We start from the raw sequence: 17,711 nt of genomic DNA, 5'->3' as shown, positions 1-17,711 counted from the left end.
CTGCGCAAGCACCCCTCTGAGCGCGTACTGGGCGAGGTTGTGGTGGCCCGGCAGCGCATCTGCCGGGTCACATTCCGCTCAGCGAGTGCCAGTGCGTTTTTCGAGGCGGGTGCCGTGGCGATGGGTGATCGACATCAGGTTGCTGGGGGCATGCAGCTCCAGGCGGTGCCAGCGACCGCGCGGGACGATCACGGCGGTGCCCGCCTGCAACTGCACCATGTCCTCGTCGCCGTCGGGCGCGGCGGGGCGGAAGTAGAGGCGGATTCCGCCGGTCAGGCAGCACACCGCCTCTTCGGCCTCCGGGTGCATCTCCCAATGGTCCGCGTGGACGTCGGCGTCGGTCTCCACGTGGAACGTCGCGATCTGCCAGGCGCCCAAGTCGTCGCTCGTCATCCGCCGTTCGGCAGCCTGGACGCCGCCGTCGGGGTGCATGTGCAGCGCCGAGGTGAACAGGTCGACGGGTGAGATGGGTGTCGTCGTCATGACGGCGTTCCTTCCAGTCGGTTCTCTGCGGGGGTGGCGCGCCGCAGCGCAGGTGTCTCGGTCCTGCGGCGGGGCAGCACGCCGATGGCCACGACCGCCGCGATCACGAAGAGGGTGGCGGCGATGGCCAGGCCCAGGGCGTAGCCGTCGTTGAGGGTGGCAGGGTTGGCGGCCGTGCCGGTGCGGCGCGCGGCGATGGTGGCCAACACGGCCAGGCCGATGCAGCCGCCCAGTTGGCGGGAGCTGTTCATGAGGCCGGAGGCCATGCCGGCCTCGCGGGGGGCGACGCCGGTGGTCGCGGCGGCGACGATCGGGGCGATGACCAGTCCGACGCCGACACCGGTGATGATGCACGGGCCGAGCACGTCGGTGAGGAAGCCGCCGTCGGGGCTGATGAAGGCGAACCAGGCCAGGCCGGCGGCTGCGAGGAGGGCGCCGGGCACCAGGGATGCACGGGGGGTGCGTGCCGAGGTGACACGGGTCGCGACGAGGCTGCCCGCGACCAGGCTCGCGGAGAAGGGCAGGAACGCGGCGCCGGTCGCTGCGGGACCCATGCCCAGAACCTGCTGCATGTACAAGGACACGAAGTAGAACGCCGCGAACTGCCCGGCAGTGGAAAAGAACACCAGCACATTGGCGCCGGCGACCCAGCGGTTGCGCAGCAGGCCGAGGCGCAACAGCGGTGCGGGAGCCCGGGATTCAGCGACGACGAAGGCGGCCAGGAGCACGGCCGCGGCGACGAGCATCGCCCACGTGGCACGCGAGCCCCACCCTTGGGCGTCGGTGCGGACGACACCGAGTACCAGCAGCCCGACTCCACCGGTCGCCAGGACGGCGCCGAGCACGTCCGGCCTCTCGCGCCGGGCGGGGCGTGCATCGGCGGGCACGCCTGCGAGAACCAGCGCGAGGGCCACCACCACGATGGGCAGATTGATCAGCATCACCCAGCGCCAGCCCGCATATTGGGTCAGCAGACCACCCGCCAGCACCCCCAGCGCTCCGCCCGTGGCGTTCACCCCGCTCCACACTCCGAGCGCGCGTACGCGCTGCGGGCCCTCGGTGAACGAAGTGGTAAGCATCGCCAGCGAGGCCGGGGTGGCTGCGGCGGCCCCCAGACCTTGCCCGGCGCGGGCGGCGATCAGTTGCCAGGGAGCCTGGGCCAGCCCACCCGCCAGCGAGCACAGCCCGAAGACGGCCAGGCCCAGCACGAACAGCCGACGCCGGCCGTACAGGTCGCATGCGCGGCCCCCCAGCAGCAGAAATCCGCCGAGTGCGAGCGCGTATGCGTGCACGACCCACGACAGGTCGAGTGGTGCGAACCCTAACGCGGTGCGCATTGCGGGCAGTGCGACGTTGACCACTGACAGGTCCAAGGCGACGGTGAACTGTGCAACGGCCACTGCCGCCAGAACCGCTCCGGGCCGCCCTCGCGAGTTTTTATACATGTAAAGAAAATAGCCTCGGGGGATCACCGCTGTCGACACCTGGGGGAAGATGAGGGCATGCCGCAACCGCCCGCACCGCGCAGAACGCTCGGCCGACCTCCCCGCATCTCCCGCGAGGAGGTCGTCACAACAGCCCGCCGGATCGTGGACGCGGAAGGCGTGGACCGGCTGACCATGCGGCGGCTGGCCACGGAGATCGGCAGCACGCCGATGGCGCTCTACCACCACGTCCGCAACAAGGAAGAACTGCTCGTCCTGCTGCTGGACGACTACGCCGCGCGGACGCTGCACCGCCCGGAACTGCCTGCCCAGCCTCGCGAGCGGGTGGTCGTCGCCGCTGCCGCGATCCACGAGGCGCTCGCCGCCTGTCCCTGGATCGTGGAGGTGCTGACCGCCGACGACCTGATGTCCACATCCGCCTTGTGGTTCGTGGAACAGATCGTCGACGGCCTGGTCGGGTGCGGACTGACCCCCGAGCGGGCCGTACACGGATACCGCACGATCTGGTACTACACCGCCGGAGAGATCGTGGTCCGGACGACGGCGGCCCGGAGGCGCGCAAACGACGACCGTCCCACCTACCGGGAGCGAGTCTTCGCCGATCTCGACCCGAGCGAGCTTCCCCGTTTGGCGCAGGTCGCCGCGCATTGGGCACCACTGACCGCCGAGAACACCTACCTCGACGGACTCCGAGCCCTGGTGGAAGGCCTCCTCGCTGCCCGCTGACGAGTCTCCCCGAGGAGATGCACCTGACCGCCGACCGGACGCTCCCGGCGTGGATCCCAGGGCCCTCAAGTACCTGCAAGCGATGACGAACTCAAGTGGTCAGCGCATCCCCGAGCCGTGGTGCCGCGGAGCCGGGGGCGACGATCCGCCGACAGCGACGGCTGCGGCGCCCGAGGACTACCACGGCCAGCAACGCGGCTGTGGTGGAAACGAACAGGTCAGTACCCTGCCGCTGCTCATGCTTCTTCCACACCCCGACCGTCAGCACTGGCTCCGACGCCCAGGCACCAGCGCGCCGCGGCCTCAAGTTGCAGCAGGTTCAGCCCGGTCTCCCGGACCAGCTGATCATTGCTCAGTCCCATGCGGTGCTGCTGCATCGCCCGATCGATCATCGCCACCCACAGCTCCTCGGTGACGAAGGGGCGCTCGCCGTACTGCCGCTGGAGTTCGGCCAGGTGATCCGCGCAGCAGGCGGTCACGATGCGGATGCCGTCCTGCTGGGGGTCGACCGGGTGAGCGAACGATGAGTCCTTCACCTGCCCGTTCACAGCCTGCCCAGGGGCGATAGACGCCCGGCAGAGGTCGCAGAACGAAGGAAGCACAGGACCCTCACCTCCGAGGCCGTCGTCCATCACTGACTCCTCCGGCGGGTTCGTGGACAACCCGCCGAGACTCGCGCGCGTGCAGCACCCGCAAAGAGCTGTTCGGCCGATCCCTCTTCGATGTCGGCCCCGGCAGTCCGGCAGGCCCGGGCGCCGACAGGCTGCACAATCCGAACACGCCTCTCCGTGCTCACGCCTCGTCTGGTGAAGTCGCTGCTTGGCTCCCTTCACCGTCCTCCTGGACAGAGTGCCGCCTCGGCATCCCATCGGAACCCGCATGGCCCGTGCGAAGAGTGGCCACGGCCCTGCCCACCTCCTGCTGGACCGCGTCGGACATCGGCCGGCCCCGAACCGCAGTCACCAGTTCCCCGGCGACCACGGCGAGTTCGCTGTCCGTGTTCTGGGAGACCGCGACCAGCACCTGCCACGCGTCCTCGGCGCCGAGACCGTACCTGGCCGTCAGGATCCCGATGGCCTGATCGATGACAGGGCGCGTCTGCACGGCCCGACGAAGCTGAACGAGCTCGGCACGCAGGTCACCGTCGCCGACCGGGGCATCCTCCACAGATACTGCGGCCGGCAGGTCGGGGGTGCATGCCGGATGGCTCGAGACTCGGTGCTGAAGCGTGAACAGCGGCCAGGTGTCCGTGACGCCCAGCAGGCGCTGCACCAGGGGGCTGGCAGCCTGAATCGTCACCGTCTTACCCGCCGCCAGGGCGCGGTGCCGTGCGGCCAGGAAACAGCTCAAGCCGGAGCAGTCGCAGAACACTGTCCCCTTCAAGTCGAGATCCACACCGTAGGTGCTCCGCCTGACGGCGTCCTGCAGCGCGGCTTCGAGTGCCGCTTTCACGCTGATGTCGATCTCGCCGCGAATCGTCACACGGACACGCCCGCCGTGGGGTGACACGTCGATCAGGAGATCCTGCGGTGCTGCACCGGCCACGGCGGAGCAGCTCCTCAGTGGTGATCCGCTCACCGTCTCCACCCCCCTGGCCCGCTGCCGGGGAATCTTCGGCTCCCACATTGGCCGCCTCCTCCGCTGGCGCCCACTGACTCCGAATTCAGGTTCGACTCGCCGACCATAGCCTGTCAAGGAATACGGGAAATTTATTTCGCCCTTTTGGATGCGTGAAAGGTACGTCCTACCCTGGATCCATGGGAGAAGTGCCTGAGCCACACACTGGGTGGACGTTCCTCACCAACCACGCCCGGGTCCTCGCTGCGATCGCGAGCAACAGCCGGCCCCGCGTCCGCGACATCGCTGCACACTGCCGGCTCACCGAACGCGCGGTCCAGAAGATCATTTCTGACCTGGAGGCGGACGGTTACCTCACCCACAACCGCGAAGGCCGGTCCAACGTCTACCAAATCCAGCCGGGAACCATCCTGCGCCACCCGGCCGAGGCGACCCTGACCGTGGCGGACCTGCTCTCCCTCCTGGTCCAGCACGACACCAAGCACACCGAGGGGTCCCGAGAGACCGGATGACAGCCCGACTCGGGTAAGCGGCGTGGCCGAATCTGAGCCGCTGACCCGACCGGGATCGTACGGTTCAGTCGTTCCGGGGAACTGGCTGTGCGGAGGCGCTATGCGCTCGCATGGGAATCCAGCCGCTGTCGAGGAAGGCCCGCGCCGATCCCGCTCGTCTCCAGCACAGCCAGGGTCGCGTCCCGGCTCACCCAGAGGTTCTAGGCGTTCTGCGCGGTGGAGTCGGGGTTGCGGCCGAGCAGGTGGCCGCCCTCACTGACCATGGTCCCCAGCGCCGGGCGGAAGGCCAGGCGCGGTCGCCTGGCCCGGCAGGAGCCGCGGGGTACGCGGCTCTCTACCTCCGGCAGAGCGCGGCTGCCCGGTCGCCAGACGAGGGCGACGGTCCGCTTCACGTCGATCAGGTCCCGGCCGACCAGGAACCGGCCGGCGCCGAGCACCACGGACTCGGCGGGGCCAGGTAGGGGTGAACTCGCTCCAGACTGTCTGCCAGGTACGGACGATCGCCGGTAGCGGCCCCCCCCCCCCCGGATCGGAGGAGGCGAACGTGTCCGGAGTCTGCTCGGCGGCCGTCCCGGCGACGACCCGGTCAGCATGGTGTGGGCGCGGTGGCCGCGCGCCTTGCGCCTGCCAGTCGGGGGAGGCGCGGCTCTTGGGTGGCCCTGCGACCGGGGCGGCCTGGGCGGGTCAGAGGCCCCCGGTGTTGAGCAGCCGGTTGGGAGTGTCGGAGCGGACGCCGCGCACGACACCGCGGGTGGCCGTGTGGTCGAGCCAGACGTGGACCTCGTTGGCCGTGGCGTGCGGGTGTGCCGACAGGTACAGCGCGATCACGCCGGTCGCATGCGGCGCGGCCCAGGACGTCGCGCCGTCGATGTCCGTGGTCGTACCGCCGCCGGCGAGGGCGGCGGTCACCTTCTGGCCGGGGGCGTACAGGTCCACGCAGCGTCCGTAGCCCGATCCGTAGGAGTCGGTGTCGCTCCACGCACGGTCGTTCGAGGTGGAGGCCGCCACGACGATCGTGCCGGGGACGCCGGCCGGGGAGTGCTTGCAGGCGTCGTCATGGAAGTTGCCGGCCGAAACCACCGTCGGGATCCCCGCGTCGACCATCTTCTTCACGGCGGACTCCACGGCCGCCGACCGGTGGTCGAAGTTGAGCGACATGTTCACCACCGCAGGCTTCTGCGCGTGCGCGGTGACCCACTTGACCGACTTCACCACGGCCGCCTCGGCCGCCGCCGGGGAGCCACCGCCCTCGCTCTCGCACAGGACGCCCTGGACCCGTACGAGCTCCGCCTTGGGCGCCACTCCGTACTTCGCCCCGCCGATGATGCCCGCGACGAATGTGCCGTGGCCCATCCCTCCCTCGCTGAAGCAGTCACCGGAGTCCTTCGGGCCCACGAAGTCGGCGCCGAGGTGGGCGCGTCCGCCGAACTCCTTGTGGGCGATGTCCATCCCGGTGTCGATCACGTAGACGTGAACGCCCTTGCCCGTGGCGGTGGTGGTGAGCTTCCCGTTCAGCGGCCGCGACCGCTGGTCCAGAATGTCCAGGTTCCACGGCACGTGCCGGGTGATGGGCGACACCCCGGTCTGCGCCTTCCCGGACAACTTTCCCACGGTGCCGGGAGATGTCGCCGCCGAGCCGGACGACACCCCGTCCCCGGAGAGCGCCACGGACTCCCCCTTCCTGTGCACGGGGAGCTTCCCACCGCTCCCCCCGGCCGCCGCGCCGGCTTCCCCGCCGCAGGCCGAAGCCCCGAGCACCATGGCCATGGCCGCCACCACGAGACCGGCCTTCTTCACGTTCCGCGTCACAACGCCCCCCGACATCCCCGCTTCGTACACAATCAGCGCACAAGACGACGACAGGAAGCCGGCGGTTCCAGCCGGGCATTCGGGCGGGTCGGTTCACGCACTCGGCGGAAGCCTGTCCGGCCGCTCACGGGGCGGGACTTGATGCCGGTACCCCGGAGAGCCCTCCCCCATCCTGCAAAGACCTTTGAGGCCACCGGAGAGGCCATGTCCCAATACCTCGGATGCTCCGACACCGGGGCGGAACTCGCCGCCGAGCTCCTCAAAGGAGTCCGCAAGGGGTGTCCCATGGCACCACAGCCCTCCTCGGGGCGACAGAACTGGTGCGCGCTTGTCGAGCAGCCGCGCCCATCGCCGTAGCCGGCAGCCTTCGAGGACTCGGTCGCAGGCGCCTCGGCGCGCGCTGCCGGGCTCAAGAGGTGGCCCTGCTGCTGAACACTCCCGGCCTGACGGGTGAGGAATGGCCTCGGCGATCGCCTACATGTGTACTGTGCGTAACCAGTGAACACTGACGGTGATGCTGTGAGGGAGTCGCCATGTCGATGCTGCTGATCAGAGGAAAGTTCAAGGTTGAGGGGGGCGCCAAACCCGATGGCGACACCCTCCCGTTCATCCCGGACAACGTGGCCGACTGGAGGCTCGTGCCCGGGGAGGGGCAGATCGTGCCCAAGGCCGACGGCCGCGCGAGCATCCGGCTCGAAGGAATCGACGCCCTGGAGACCCATTACGGCGAGAAGCAGCACGTGGAGCACCAGCCGCGGGGCCTCGCCCACGAGGCCGCGGACGAGCTGCTGAAGTTCCTCGGCTTCGACACCGTCCTCCGGGCCGACGACGAGACCGTCGCCACCACGCCGGACACCGTGCCCGGCTGGATCCTCACCCGGGGCGCCGACACCTTCGGCCGCTGCGTGGCCTTCGTCGGCAAGGGCACCCCGCCGGTGTACAGCGGCTACTGGATCGACGTCGACGACGACCTGTTGAAGCGGACCGCCAACCACCACCTGCTCCTGCTCGGCCTGGCCTACCCGACCTTCTACTCGGGCCTGCCCGTGTACCTGCGCGAGCTCCTCACCGACGCCTCGGAGAAGGCGAGGGCGTCCGCGAAGGGTGTGTGGAAGGTCGACAAGACCCTCGACGGGGCGAAGGTCACCGGAATGACCTCGCTCACGGACGACACGACCGGCGCGGTGATCCTGCCGAAACTGTTCCGCCGCCTGAAGGACTACCTGGACTTCATGGGCGCCGACTCGTCACTGTCCTGTTTCCGAGCCTTCCTGGCCGGGGCCACGGACGACGAGTACCGCCTCCTCCCGGACTCCGAGACGCTTCACAGAGGTCTGCACCAGATCGTCGAGGTCACCGCCGACAACACCGTGAAGATGACCCGCCCGGCCAGGGAGATCGTCTTCAAGGAGAAGTGAGCGGCAACCCGCCGGGGCTCAAGGCCCCGGCGGGCCGGCGCCCGCCCGACTCGGCAACGCCCGGCTCATGCCTCCCGGATGAACAGATGGGCTGGAGCGTGCAGGCCACCACTGCCAGTGACGGATCACCAGCAACATCCAGCGTGGAGAACGGAAACGCAGGTGGTGTCTCCGGAGGGGTGGGTGCGGTGCGGGTGTTGTCAGTGGGATCGGCTTGGATGTGGCTGTGTCCGTCTATGAAGTGATCCGCCAGCTGCCCGAGATCTCGGTCGTTCGTGATCGCTCCCGAGCCATGGCCATGGTGGATGCCATCATGAGCCCGGCCTGGGATTCCCGGTTCACTCATTCAACTCCCGGTGGTCGCCGACGGAGGAGATGGCCTCCATGCGAGACGGCTGCGGCAATGACTACTCGATCGTCTTCGCACCGGCGGGCGCCTATGGCCGGGGCTTCGATCACGAGTCGCCGATGAGCCCCTATCGGTTGGCGACCCCAGCACCGTGGCCCGGGCTGTTCGACGGAGTGCCCGAAGTGTTCCTCCCTCAGGTCACAGAGCCCGCCTTCAGCGAAGTCGACGGGACGCCGCGAGCCACGGTGTGCTTCTGGCGCGAACGGTCCGACACCGGGTGGAAGTGCGGTGCCGTCAAGGCTCTGCCGGAGGGAGTGGAGGACGACGGAGGCGCGGAGTGGCTCTTCGATGTTCTCCTTGACGGCCGGCCAGAGGCATACCAGCAGTTCGCGGAGGAGTACTACGAGGTGGCGGTGAGCCTCGAGGCCGTGCGTCACGTCTATGCCTTGCGGCCTCTCACACAGAGCGTCGTGTCATCGCTGAACCCCGATGTTGACCTTGCCAGCCTTGATGAGGACATGGCCCAGATCGGCTATCCCTGACGGGCGTGAGAGCCTTCGGCGACGGCGGCGCGTTCGTCGTCGGTCAGCGGGATACCGGTGGACAAGGGCCAGCTCCCCCGGGTGGCCGCCTTCTGGCCGACGAGGTTGTCCGGGCAACCGCTGACATTCGATCGTCCCCCGGGCGAAGGCTCATGCCTCGGGGATCCGGTCGAGGAAACCGAGGACGGAGGTGATCCGGCCGTCCTCGGCCAGGGTGACCACGTCCGAGCCCGCGACCGGCGCCAAGCCGTCGGCGGTGGACACCAGCTCCCAGCCGAAGCGAGCGATGTGGTGGTTGCCGTCCACCTCACCCACCAGCCTGAACTCAAAACCGGGGAACTGCTCCTGCGCCGCACGGATGACCGCCGCAATCTCCTCATGACCACGCACATCAGCCAACGGGTCCGTATACGTACCGTCCTCGGACCACGCCACGGCCACCGCCTTGGCAACCGCATCAACGCCCACACCGTTCCACGCCTCGAAGTAACGGGTGACAGCAGCAACGTAGATCGACATGACAGGACTCCCGTTCCGGTGAAATGGCATACCACTCAAGACAATTGACCCGGGCTTCGGACCGGAGTGCGCCGGCCCGAAACCCGATGACCCCACCATGCCCCGCCCCACCCAGACCGCGCGACTACCACCCAGGTAATGACCACCGCCCCACCGACACAAGTCGCCCGCCCCACACTGGAGCAGGCAGCAGCTCAGGAGCGAATACAGCTCTGCCCCTGAGACGCGCGGAGGGCGTCCCGGCCTTGCCCATGCGGCGTGAGTTCAGCCGTAGGCAAGCAGCGCCGAGGCAGGGAGCTGCACGGGATGCGGGCCTTCGTTGTTGACGACCACAAACGTCGCCGGGGGCAGCTGTTTCAGAAGTTCGCCCATCATCGCCTCGGTCAACCGAGCCTCCGAATCGAAGCTCAGGACGTCGGTCGACGCGTATGCGCGCGAGGTGTAGACGAAGACGGCAGGACGCCCGTCGTAGATCATCGCGACACTGAGATGACGGTCGTCGCCGCCCGAGGTGATGTACCAGACGCGGCTTCTGCGCAGTTCGGCCGCGAGTAGAGGGAGAACGGGTTCCCCGCCGACGTACCGGGCGCACAGGCCGGCGATCTTGTCTTCCGGGGGAAGGGGCGGGTCGGCGGGGGCGGGCGGACGTGCAGACGGAGGCGGTGGCTCCGGGGGCGCAGCCGGCCGGACGGACGGGTTTCCGCGCGGCCGGGCCGGTACCGCTGCCTCGTCCGTGCGGCGGTTTGATCTGGTGAACCGGTAGGGGACCGGTGAGGCCGGGTTGATGTGGATCGTCGCCCCCACAGGGAGCGACTTCAACAGGTCCGCGCCGGAGACACGGGTGGTCGTGATGCCGTCGGGAAGATGGTTCGGCGAGCTGAAGACCAGGGGCTCCGGGGTCGCCGTCGTGAACGGGGGTGCCTGAGCCACCGCGACCGTGATCGACCTGAGTGCACGCTCCACCGCCGACTCGGGCCCGTATCCGGTCAGGGCCAACTGGGCGGCCTCGTCCAGCGGGTCCGTGGGCACCGGGAAGTTCAGGGCGACGGGCGAGGGTCGGTAGTGCTCGTTGGCCTGGTATCCGGCGATCTCGCCGTCGGCACCGACGCTGAACGCGCCCTGGATGCCATACCCCGGCACCTCGCCCTGGGGATCGAAGGCGGGGTCGATGGCGTAGAGATAGCCTCCGGCCATGCGCCGTGCCGCGGCTCTGAGTTCGTCGGTCACCGGAGGGATCTCCGCCTTCACCTCGGCCGCTGTCCGCACACGGGAACGGGAGGCTTCCCGCAATTGGGGATCGATGTACCGGGCACACACCTCCTGTGCCCGTGCGTCGTCTCCCGCCTGGCGCAGGGCTTGTGCAAGGTTGTGTGCCGTGGTGGCGAGCTCCATGCCGCCGGGGCGGGCGCCCTGGACTTCTTTCAGAGCCAGCGCCTCCTCCAGAACGCTCACCGCCCGCGCCGGATCGCCGTACTCGCCATACATGGTCCCGAGGTTGGACAGTGCGCTCGCCAGTTCCTTCGCCGCGCGCGCGTCGTCGCTCATGCCGCGCAGTGTGCTGACGGCCTCCTCCAGATGGCGCCGCCCCTCCGGGGACCCGCTCGCGGCCAGGGTCGTCCCCAGCTGGTTGAGCGCGCCCGCGAGATCCAGGGTGGCGTCGGAATCGTGCGCGGCCAGTGTGCGCTGGAGTTCGACCGCTTCCTCCGCGTGAGGGAGCGCCTGGCTCGTCCGCCCGAGATCGTGCAGGACCACTCCGTAGGCGCGCAGTACCTGCACCAGGGCATGGCGGATCTCCGGCCGGTCGTCCGCCGCCAGGTGGCTCCGGTACGCGGCCAGGGCCCCGGCGAGATAGGGCTCTGCCTGATGTGGACGATGTGCCGCCGAGAGCTTCATGCCGTAGTCGGCGCGTGCGCCGGTCAGTGCCAAGTCGTAGCGGCCGGGGTGCTGTTGCGCTGCCTCGCCGTACAGCGACAGCGCTTCCGCGGAGCATCCGGCGGCGGCGTGCGTCTGCCCCAGGGCGTGCAGCCGCTGGGAGTGCGCGTTCAGGATCTCCGCGCGCTCCGCGATGTCCAGGGGTTCCGGGGAGGATTGGGACGTCCAGGCGCCCTCGACCGCTACGGCACTGAGTTCGAGCGCCGCGTCGTCCATTCCGGCTGCGGCGAGTTCGCGGCTCGCTCGTGCCATGGCCTGCGCGATACGGCCGTTGACCGCCGCGTCCCCGGACTCCGCCATCCGGTGTGCCAGGTCCACCGCGTCGCCCGCCACGGTCGAGGCACGCTGGGGGTCGCCGGTCCGCTGGAGCCCCCGGGCGTACCGGGCGAGTGCCGTCAGACGTTCGCTCGCCTGCCAGGGGCCGTCGCCCTGCCATGCATGCGGCGCTGCTTGGACGAGTCTGCCGTAGACGTCCACCGCGATTCTGGCCAGGCTGCCGCTGCCTGCCGGGAAGCGGAGCAGGTGGGAGAGTGCCTCGAGTTCCTTGATGCCCAGCCGGGACGCGGGATCGGCTCCGCCGCGCCCGGCGACCGCCGCACTGATCTGCTGCTCGAACCGGTCGGTGGCCGTTTCCAGCGCGGCCGGCACATAGCCTCGGGGATGGTCGAGGATCAAGGTGCGCAACGCACCGTCGATGCGCTCGGGGACCGTAGCCGAAGCCGCCGATTCCTCCCCCGCCGTCCCCAGCGCTCTGATGAGGACGCGGGCGCAGTCCCTGCCCTCGAACCAGTCGTCCGTTCCGCACAAGGTGCCGAACAGCCGCTCGGCTTCCGCATCCGACCGGCTGCCGGCCGCCAGCGTGTGCAGGACCGAGTCGGCCAGCCGATCCGGCCCGGGGGCCCGCCACAGCGATCGGTCACCGCCGGGGTACAGAGCTTGTAACTGCCTTCCCTTCCTGGCGAGTTCGTTGTCCGTCGCAGTCGTTTCGACACGCTGCAGCGCCCGCAGCACGGCTTGTTCGTCCGGCGGGGCGTACAGGCAGACGAGCGCAAGGAGCAGGCGCGCACGGTCCAGGCTGAGGGACAGGCCCGCGGCGCTGAACGCGCCTGCGACATAACGCTGTTCATGTTCGACCAGCCCCGTGATCGGATGGTCCCGGTGCTCCAGAAGGGCGGCCCGTCCCTCCGTGGCGTCGAGGACGCGCAGGAGTGCCGCGGCATACAGATGCAGAGTGGTCGGTACGACGGTGGGGCAACCCTCGGTCATCGAGCGCGCCGTTCCTGGGGCAAGACTCATGCCCGCCTGCTCCGCGGCCGCTGCGAACCGCGCGGTCGCGTCCCGCCACACCTCGCCGATTCCGGCCGCGCTCATGCCCTCCGTGACGGGTGCCAAACGCGTGACCCGGCGCTCGATCCAGTGATGGCGTTGGCTGCCCACGGAGAGTTCCTCCCACCACTCTCCGGTGTCGCGGGCGAGCAGGAGGATCTTCACCGGCGGAACGCCGTGCGCGGTGGGCAGTTCTGTGACCGTGCGGAGCAGTTCCTCGATCCGCGACCGGTGTACCTCCGCGGAGTCGACCACGAGCAGAGCTCGACCGGACAGCCGTGGCAGAGCCGCGACAGCCGCCAGCTGTCGGTCCCAGCGTCGGATCGACCGCGAGAGCGACCCGGTCAGCGCCGCGCCGCCCGCCGCGTACGGGCTGGGAGCGGGCTCGAGGTCGAGGACACCGGCTGTCCAGCCCAGCTCCCGGAGCCTTGCGCAGACCTGCAGAGCGAGCGTGGTCTTGCCCTGGCCCGAAGGCGCGCAGACGAGTCGAAGGGCGGTGCCACGGCCGTCGCGCGCCCAGTCGACCAGCTGTGCCTCCTCGGGGCGGCTCACCAGAGGGTGCAGTCCGGCCTCCGGGGCGAGCCAGGTCCATGGCCGGTCCGTCAGGGCGGTCCGCTCCGGACCGAAGAGCAGGCGCTCGGCGTCGGCGCGGGAGGCGGGAGGGCCGGGTTCCACGTGGTGGCCGTCGGCGTAGTAGATGACGATGTTTCCGTCACCTGTCACGACGACCGAGTCGACGATGTGCTCCGCGGCCACCCAGCGGTCGCCCGAGCCTGTCGTGTCCGCTGTCACCCGGTGATCCGGTTGTTGTCGCCAGTGACCACGGTGCCGCCCGTCATGTGGCCGACGTTCACGGACCGTTCGCCCAGTGTCGTGACGCGCGCGCCCGACCGGGCCAGCAGGGCGCCGAGTTCGGCGATCAGCTCCGGATCCTGTTCCAGGATACGGCGCAGTTGTCCGCGCAACGCGGCCTGGAAGTCGGGGTCCTGGGGATCCTCGGCCAAGTCGCGGACAGCGGATTCGAGTTCCGGCCGATGCCGGTTCCGTCGTGTGAATCGCTGGAGGATCTCCCGCCCGAGCGTGACGGTCGCGTCCGCCGCCTGCTCCCTGGCCCGGGTGAGCACCGCGCTCCCGTAGGCACCGATCGCGGTCACCACGTATGGCGTGATCTCCGCTGCGGTCAGACTGGCATCCATTGCGCGACCTCCGGTCACACTCGGTCGGCGTCACCCCGGGCGAGCACGCACCGGTGACCTTCCCTGAGGTCAACAGTAGCCGCGCCCACGGGGCGCCGCGGCGCGAAGATCCGGGTTCGCCCGGCCCTCGCCTGCCGCTGCGAAGCACCTCCATCGGGATGCGGCGCATCATCCATGCGCGCACGATGGGAACAGGCCCCTCGGGCAGCTGGAGACGGGGGCGGTTCGCTGGACCAGCTGTTCGACACTCTCCTGGCCGAGCCGACGGACGGCATGTGTGAGGACGACACCGCCCTGCTCAGCGACTTCCTCAAAGAACCGGCTCAGCGACTTCCTCAAGGATGCGGGCCGTACGCACCTCGACGAACGCCAGCGCATTCATGACAGCCGACGGTCAGCCTGGGCGAGGCGGCTGGTCGTGCAGGGCTGTGCCACCCCGGCGCGCTCGAAGATCTCGATCGATCGTTGCAGCGCGCACGTTCGCGTCCTCGGCGTGCGCCTGTTGGACGGCGCGGGCCCTAACCTTCGTTGTGGTGTGAATCGGTGTCGAGCCTGCGCCCTCCCCCCGGCCGCAGTAGCGTCTCCACGGCGGCGAAGACTGTCCGCCACCGACGACCACCACCTGCGTGAGGTCCTGCCGTTCAGTGGGGCGGGACGGCGACACGGACGAGGGTGGCAGGATGGCGGCATGGTGACGAATCTGCCGTGGGCCGGGCTTCACGGTGATCTGCAAACGGCAAAGGCGCTGGTGTACGACGCCAGTGGTTTCGCTTGCTCGCTGCCCGTGCCCGAACCGGAAAGCGCCGAGTACGCTGCGTGCGCGTTCACACTCGATGGCCGCTCGATCCGGTTCCGCGTGGCCAAGACCACCCCGACGAAGGTGGGCCAGTTCGTCACCGTGTGGCAGCGGTCCGAGAAAGGGCCGATCCGCCCCTTCGACACCGACGACGATGTGGACCTCTTCGTCATCAGCAGCCGCCACGAGGACGGCTTCGGCCAGTTCGTGTTCCCTGCCGAGGTGCTGTGCGAACACGGCGTCGTCTCCCGCAACGGATCCGGCGGGAAGCGCGGCTTCCGCGTGTACCCGCCGTGGGTGACCACGACCAACCGGCAGGCCCGCACCACGCAGGCATGGCAGGTGAACTACTTCCTCCACCTCGGCCAGGACGGACCTGCCGACCTGACACGCGCCCACGCCCTCTACCACCCGGTCCCGGATCAGCAGCAGGGGCAGACGGACGTCGTACGTCCCTGAACGGGAGTTCAACACGCGCTGCGATGCTGCCCGAGTCGTCGTGTAGGGCGCCGCTGAAGAGGTTGAAGGCGTTCCGGATGAGCACCGCCCGGCGCTCGGTCCGTCGGCCTCTTCGGCTGCGCCTGCGCACATTCGATCCGATACTGCTCTGCCAACTCCTCGAACTGCCCGGCAGCAGCCGCGCTCATCGTGACTGGCCGGGTTTCACCCACGACACCGCGCACCGGGGCGGGCACGGCCAGCCTCTTCGGCCAGCTGCCAGCAGTTCTTGCGCTCGACGCCGGACAGCAGTCCGAGGATGAACGCCCCTGCCGTCGCCCGCGGTTTCCACTCGGCGAAATCGGCCCGCGATGCGGGTCGCTCGAGGCGGCTGATCCACCTGTCAATCCCTTTGCGCGACAGAGCAGGTCACCCCTAGCGTGCAAGCGCATAGGAACCGTGCGCCAGGACAGCGCGCCACACGCATGAGGAGCAACCGCCGTGGGAACCATGGTCTCGGTCAGGGGCTGGCTGGAGTGTGACGACGGACAGCTGGCCCAGATCAAGGAGATCGTGGAAGCAGACGATCCGGAGCACACCTACAGCGGGGGCTGGGCCTTCCCCGCTCGGCAGTACAACGACGTCAGGTGGGCTTTCTACGGGGGCCACATCCGCGCGGTGTCCCTCGACTGGTTCGAGGAGAGGTTGCGTCAGATCGCCCGGATCCCGGCCTCCTACCAGGATGACGAGTACGACGAGAGGCCCCGGGGGCTGTTTCTGGTCAGCCACGACGTCGACGGCATGAGCGAGTGGAGGGTCCACAACGGCGGCCTGGTGATCGGCCTCCCGGAAGGGGACTACCACTACCTCGACGCCTAGCTGGATCACGAAGTCGCACTGCAGTACTAGGTGATGATGATTCGATACCTCGGCGATGAGCCGGCAGCAGCTCGGTGATCGTCTCCGGTCACAGCACTAGTGCCGTGACCGCATAGGTTCGCCGGGTTGCCGGTTGGGACGGGTGGCCCGGTGTGCTCTCGCCGCGGTAGGGGCACGATCATCAGCCTGGCCCCGGCTGAGGCCGATCCGCTCCTATGACCGCGGTGTGCTGTCCGAGCGCCACGTGGTGAGACGAGGGTGCCCGGGCAGTTCGGCGCGGCCGGTGGCCCACAACAGGGTGAGCCAGGGATCCGCGCCGCCCGGAGCCTGTGGAAACAGACGGGCGAGCACCCGCGAGCAGAGAGCGGAGGGCGGGGTCCAGGCAAGCCCGAAGCCTTCCGCCAGATCGTGCATGTGTACCAGCGTCTCTTGCAGCCCCAGCGCCGCGAAGCCTTCGGGGTCCGACACCCCGGCGGCGTGGTGGGCGCGGACCCGGGGCGGCGTGGTACGCACCATGGCGACCAGCAGCGCGCCGCACGCCTCCAGCACCTGCACCAGGCCGGCCGGACCCGCATCACGGTCCGCGTAGAGGAAGACCGTGGGTCCGTCTGGCCTCTTCTGGCTCAACGCGATGGGCACATGGGTGTCCAGCGGTGGGCTCTGCGGCCCCAGCTGCACGGCGTAGTAGAACAGGTCGTTGGCGAGGTGCTCGGCGGTCTCCCAGCAGTCCCACTCCAGCGAACCGGCCTTACCGCCCCACCCCTCCGGGGGTGCGTCCCGAAGGACGCCCACGGCGAGCCGCACGGCGAGGTCGACGTCGTCCGCGGTGACGGGAGACAACACTGATCCGGTTTCGACTGATCGAGACATCGCAGCAGCGTATCTCGGGGGAAGAGGGCAACCCCTTCCAGCTTCCGAGGATCTGGTGCTGTGACCCCGGGGGCCAGGTCAGGCCGCAAGCCGAAGGGGTCTGCCTCCCCAACGGATGTGTTTCTCGCTGCGGATGCGGGCGCGTTCGCGTCGTTGGGCAGCGAGGACGTCGGGGTGGCGGGCGTTGTTGTTGCGCCAGCGCAGGTGCGGTGGGCCGGGTGGTGGCCGTCTCCGGTGATGCCATACCCGCCCCCTGTCGAACGCCTTCACTGGCACCCAGCGCAACGATCAACCCTGCAAAGGTTCCCGGTCACAGCACTAGCTCTCACCGCCCGACACCGCCCGGAAGCCACGGTCTTGAATCACCGGGAAGGCGTCCTGTGTGGTGGCCACCCACGCGTCGATCTCGGCAGGGGACGTCCGGATGGCGCTGATCAACTGTTTGAGCACGTCCAGCTTCGGCTTGCCGACATTCAGGCTGAGTTGCTCCCACGATACCTCTCGGTACGGCATGCGCAGCTGCCACCAGAACCGCATGAGGTAGCGGCACTCCTGTGGCTCGCGGTCGTCCGCAAGGCGATCATGGATCACCGCTTGGACGCGCCGCCGCTGATCATCGTCCCGAAAGCCGTTCCTCAGGTCCGTCAAGGTCACTGTCGGACACTAGCGCCGCATCAGGCAATGTTCACCCTGTCCATGATCCGGCGAAGGCATTCGTCGGCGGCGTGCTTGTTCCGCCAGATGATGGTGCCCTGCTCCTTGTAGGTCGAACGATCTTCGCCACGGGCATGCCCTGGGCCGCCGGCAGCACCATCTGAGCCCGCCGCCAGGTCACCACCGAGCCGGAACCGCGGCGAACGATTCTCAGCAGCCACTGGCCCTCATCGCCATCG

General features: G+C 69.1%; 17 protein-coding genes and 2 pseudogenes. 6 read left to right on the top strand and 13 right to left on the bottom strand.

Annotated features, from left to right (window positions below):
* Positions 1–78 precede the first annotated feature (78 nt).
* On the bottom strand, positions 79–483 hold the full coding sequence (locus ACIF83_RS25050; protein WP_399730107.1) for a cupin: 405 nt from the start codon (positions 481–483) through the stop codon (positions 79–81).
* The gene (locus ACIF83_RS25045; protein WP_399730184.1) at positions 480–1,928 is read right to left on the bottom strand and encodes an MFS transporter; all 1,449 of its coding nucleotides are present in this window, start codon (positions 1,926–1,928) and stop codon (positions 480–482) included. The genes ACIF83_RS25050 and ACIF83_RS25045 overlap by 4 nt, the downstream gene beginning before the upstream one ends.
* Positions 1,929–1,985: 57 nt before the next feature.
* Between ACIF83_RS25045 and ACIF83_RS25040 the strand changes: the two genes are divergently transcribed.
* Positions 1,986–2,654 carry a TetR/AcrR family transcriptional regulator gene (locus ACIF83_RS25040; RefSeq protein WP_398140564.1) on the top strand — a complete coding sequence of 223 codons (669 nt, stop codon included), beginning with the start codon at positions 1,986–1,988 and terminating at the stop codon, positions 2,652–2,654.
* A gap of 236 nt (positions 2,655–2,890) precedes the next feature.
* On the opposite strand, the gene ACIF83_RS25035 is transcribed toward ACIF83_RS25040, so the two are convergent.
* Both ACIF83_RS25035 and ACIF83_RS25030 read right to left on the bottom strand, forming a co-directional pair.
* Positions 2,891–3,286, bottom strand: a complete 396-nt coding sequence (locus ACIF83_RS25035; protein WP_393479916.1) for a hypothetical protein — start codon at positions 3,284–3,286, stop codon at positions 2,891–2,893.
* 160 nt (positions 3,287–3,446) lie between these two features.
* Complete coding sequence (locus ACIF83_RS25030) at positions 3,447–4,199, bottom strand: ANTAR domain-containing protein (protein ID WP_399730103.1); 753 nt, start codon at positions 4,197–4,199, stop codon at positions 3,447–3,449.
* A gap of 212 nt (positions 4,200–4,411) precedes the next feature.
* Between ACIF83_RS25030 and ACIF83_RS25025 the strand changes: the two genes are divergently transcribed.
* Positions 4,412–4,744, top strand: coding sequence for a helix-turn-helix transcriptional regulator (locus ACIF83_RS25025; RefSeq protein ID WP_399730100.1), 333 nt, complete (start codon positions 4,412–4,414; stop codon positions 4,742–4,744).
* Positions 4,745–4,944: 200 nt separating this feature from the next.
* Here ACIF83_RS25025 and ACIF83_RS25020 read toward each other — a convergent pair whose 3' ends face one another.
* Entirely contained in the window at positions 4,945–5,184 is a 240-nt protein-coding gene (locus ACIF83_RS25020) for a hypothetical protein (RefSeq protein WP_399730097.1), read from the bottom strand.
* A 244-nt stretch (positions 5,185–5,428) separates the two neighbouring features.
* A complete protein-coding gene (locus ACIF83_RS25015) occupies positions 5,429–6,553 on the bottom strand; it encodes a S8 family peptidase (protein WP_399730094.1) in 1,125 nt (374 codons plus the stop codon).
* A gap of 533 nt (positions 6,554–7,086) precedes the next feature.
* Here ACIF83_RS25015 and ACIF83_RS25010 point away from each other — a divergent pair.
* Together ACIF83_RS25010 and ACIF83_RS25005 are read left to right on the top strand one after the other, a co-directional pair.
* Entirely contained in the window at positions 7,087–7,971 is an 885-nt protein-coding gene (locus ACIF83_RS25010) for a nuclease (RefSeq protein ID WP_398140559.1), read from the top strand.
* Positions 7,972–8,355: 384 nt separating this feature from the next.
* Entirely contained in the window at positions 8,356–8,862 is a 507-nt protein-coding gene (locus tag ACIF83_RS25005) for a hypothetical protein (protein ID WP_399730091.1), read from the top strand.
* Between the two features lie 150 nt (positions 8,863–9,012).
* On the opposite strand, the gene ACIF83_RS25000 is transcribed toward ACIF83_RS25005, so the two are convergent.
* The 3 genes from ACIF83_RS25000 to ACIF83_RS24990 all read right to left on the bottom strand — a co-directional run bounded on the left by ACIF83_RS25000 (position 9,013) and on the right by ACIF83_RS24990 (position 13,835).
* Positions 9,013–9,381, bottom strand: a complete 369-nt coding sequence (locus tag ACIF83_RS25000) for a nuclear transport factor 2 family protein (RefSeq protein WP_399730088.1) — start codon at positions 9,379–9,381, stop codon at positions 9,013–9,015.
* A gap of 264 nt (positions 9,382–9,645) precedes the next feature.
* Entirely contained in the window at positions 9,646–13,431 is a 3,786-nt protein-coding gene (locus ACIF83_RS24995) for a type VII secretion system-associated protein (protein WP_399730085.1), read from the bottom strand.
* Complete coding sequence (locus ACIF83_RS24990) at positions 13,428–13,835, bottom strand: hypothetical protein (protein ID WP_393479895.1); 408 nt, start codon at positions 13,833–13,835, stop codon at positions 13,428–13,430. The genes ACIF83_RS24995 and ACIF83_RS24990 overlap by 4 nt, the downstream gene beginning before the upstream one ends.
* Before the next feature lie 688 nt (positions 13,836–14,523).
* Here ACIF83_RS24990 and ACIF83_RS24985 point away from each other — a divergent pair.
* Complete coding sequence (locus ACIF83_RS24985) at positions 14,524–15,090, top strand: MepB family protein (protein WP_393479892.1); 567 nt, start codon at positions 14,524–14,526, stop codon at positions 15,088–15,090.
* A gap of 489 nt (positions 15,091–15,579) precedes the next feature.
* Positions 15,580–15,948, top strand: coding sequence for a hypothetical protein (locus ACIF83_RS24980; RefSeq protein ID WP_393480230.1), 369 nt, complete (start codon positions 15,580–15,582; stop codon positions 15,946–15,948).
* Positions 15,949–16,161: 213 nt separating this feature from the next.
* On the opposite strand, the gene ACIF83_RS24975 is transcribed toward ACIF83_RS24980, so the two are convergent.
* From ACIF83_RS24975 to ACIF83_RS24960, 4 genes and pseudogenes are all read right to left on the bottom strand, one after another.
* Entirely contained in the window at positions 16,162–16,818 is a 657-nt protein-coding gene (locus ACIF83_RS24975; RefSeq protein WP_398140555.1) for a hypothetical protein, read from the bottom strand.
* A 78-nt stretch (positions 16,819–16,896) separates the two neighbouring features.
* Positions 16,897–17,025: pseudogene (locus ACIF83_RS24970) on the bottom strand (IS630 family transposase); the annotation flags it as partial.
* A 111-nt stretch (positions 17,026–17,136) separates the two neighbouring features.
* Positions 17,137–17,472 (bottom strand): hypothetical protein, encoded by a 336-nt coding sequence (locus ACIF83_RS24965; RefSeq protein WP_393479887.1) that lies wholly within the window; start codon positions 17,470–17,472, stop codon positions 17,137–17,139.
* A 118-nt stretch (positions 17,473–17,590) separates the two neighbouring features.
* Positions 17,591–17,689, bottom strand: a pseudogene (locus ACIF83_RS24960) (helix-turn-helix domain-containing protein); the annotation flags it as partial.
* Between the last annotated feature and the right edge of the window lie 22 nt (positions 17,690–17,711).

Source organism: Streptomyces sp. NPDC085866, from assembly GCF_044541035.1.
Classification (GTDB): Bacteria; Actinomycetota; Actinomycetes; order Streptomycetales; family Streptomycetaceae; genus Streptomyces.
Note: the sequence above shows the minus strand (reverse complement) of the source record. Positions and strands in the feature narration are given on the sequence as shown.

Coding starts and splice junctions, on each gene's coding strand:
- ACIF83_RS25050 (WP_399730107.1), bottom strand. CDS start 483: ATGACGACGACACCCATCTCACCCGTCGACCTGTTCACCTCGGCGCTG.
- ACIF83_RS25045 (WP_399730184.1), bottom strand. CDS start 1,928: ATGTATAAAAACTCGCGAGGGCGGCCCGGAGCGGTTCTGGCGGCAGTG.
- ACIF83_RS25040 (WP_398140564.1), top strand. CDS start 1,986: ATGCCGCAACCGCCCGCACCGCGCAGAACGCTCGGCCGACCTCCCCGC.
- ACIF83_RS25035 (WP_393479916.1), bottom strand. CDS start 3,286: ATGGACGACGGCCTCGGAGGTGAGGGTCCTGTGCTTCCTTCGTTCTGC.
- ACIF83_RS25025 (WP_399730100.1), top strand. CDS start 4,412: ATGGGAGAAGTGCCTGAGCCACACACTGGGTGGACGTTCCTCACCAAC.
- ACIF83_RS25010 (WP_398140559.1), top strand. CDS start 7,087: ATGTCGATGCTGCTGATCAGAGGAAAGTTCAAGGTTGAGGGGGGCGCC.
- ACIF83_RS25005 (WP_399730091.1), top strand. CDS start 8,356: ATGCGAGACGGCTGCGGCAATGACTACTCGATCGTCTTCGCACCGGCG.
- ACIF83_RS25000 (WP_399730088.1), bottom strand. CDS start 9,381: ATGTCGATCTACGTTGCTGCTGTCACCCGTTACTTCGAGGCGTGGAAC.
- ACIF83_RS24990 (WP_393479895.1), bottom strand. CDS start 13,835: ATGGATGCCAGTCTGACCGCAGCGGAGATCACGCCATACGTGGTGACC.
- ACIF83_RS24985 (WP_393479892.1), top strand. CDS start 14,524: ATGGTGACGAATCTGCCGTGGGCCGGGCTTCACGGTGATCTGCAAACG.
- ACIF83_RS24980 (WP_393480230.1), top strand. CDS start 15,580: ATGGTCTCGGTCAGGGGCTGGCTGGAGTGTGACGACGGACAGCTGGCC.
- ACIF83_RS24975 (WP_398140555.1), bottom strand. CDS start 16,818: ATGTCTCGATCAGTCGAAACCGGATCAGTGTTGTCTCCCGTCACCGCG.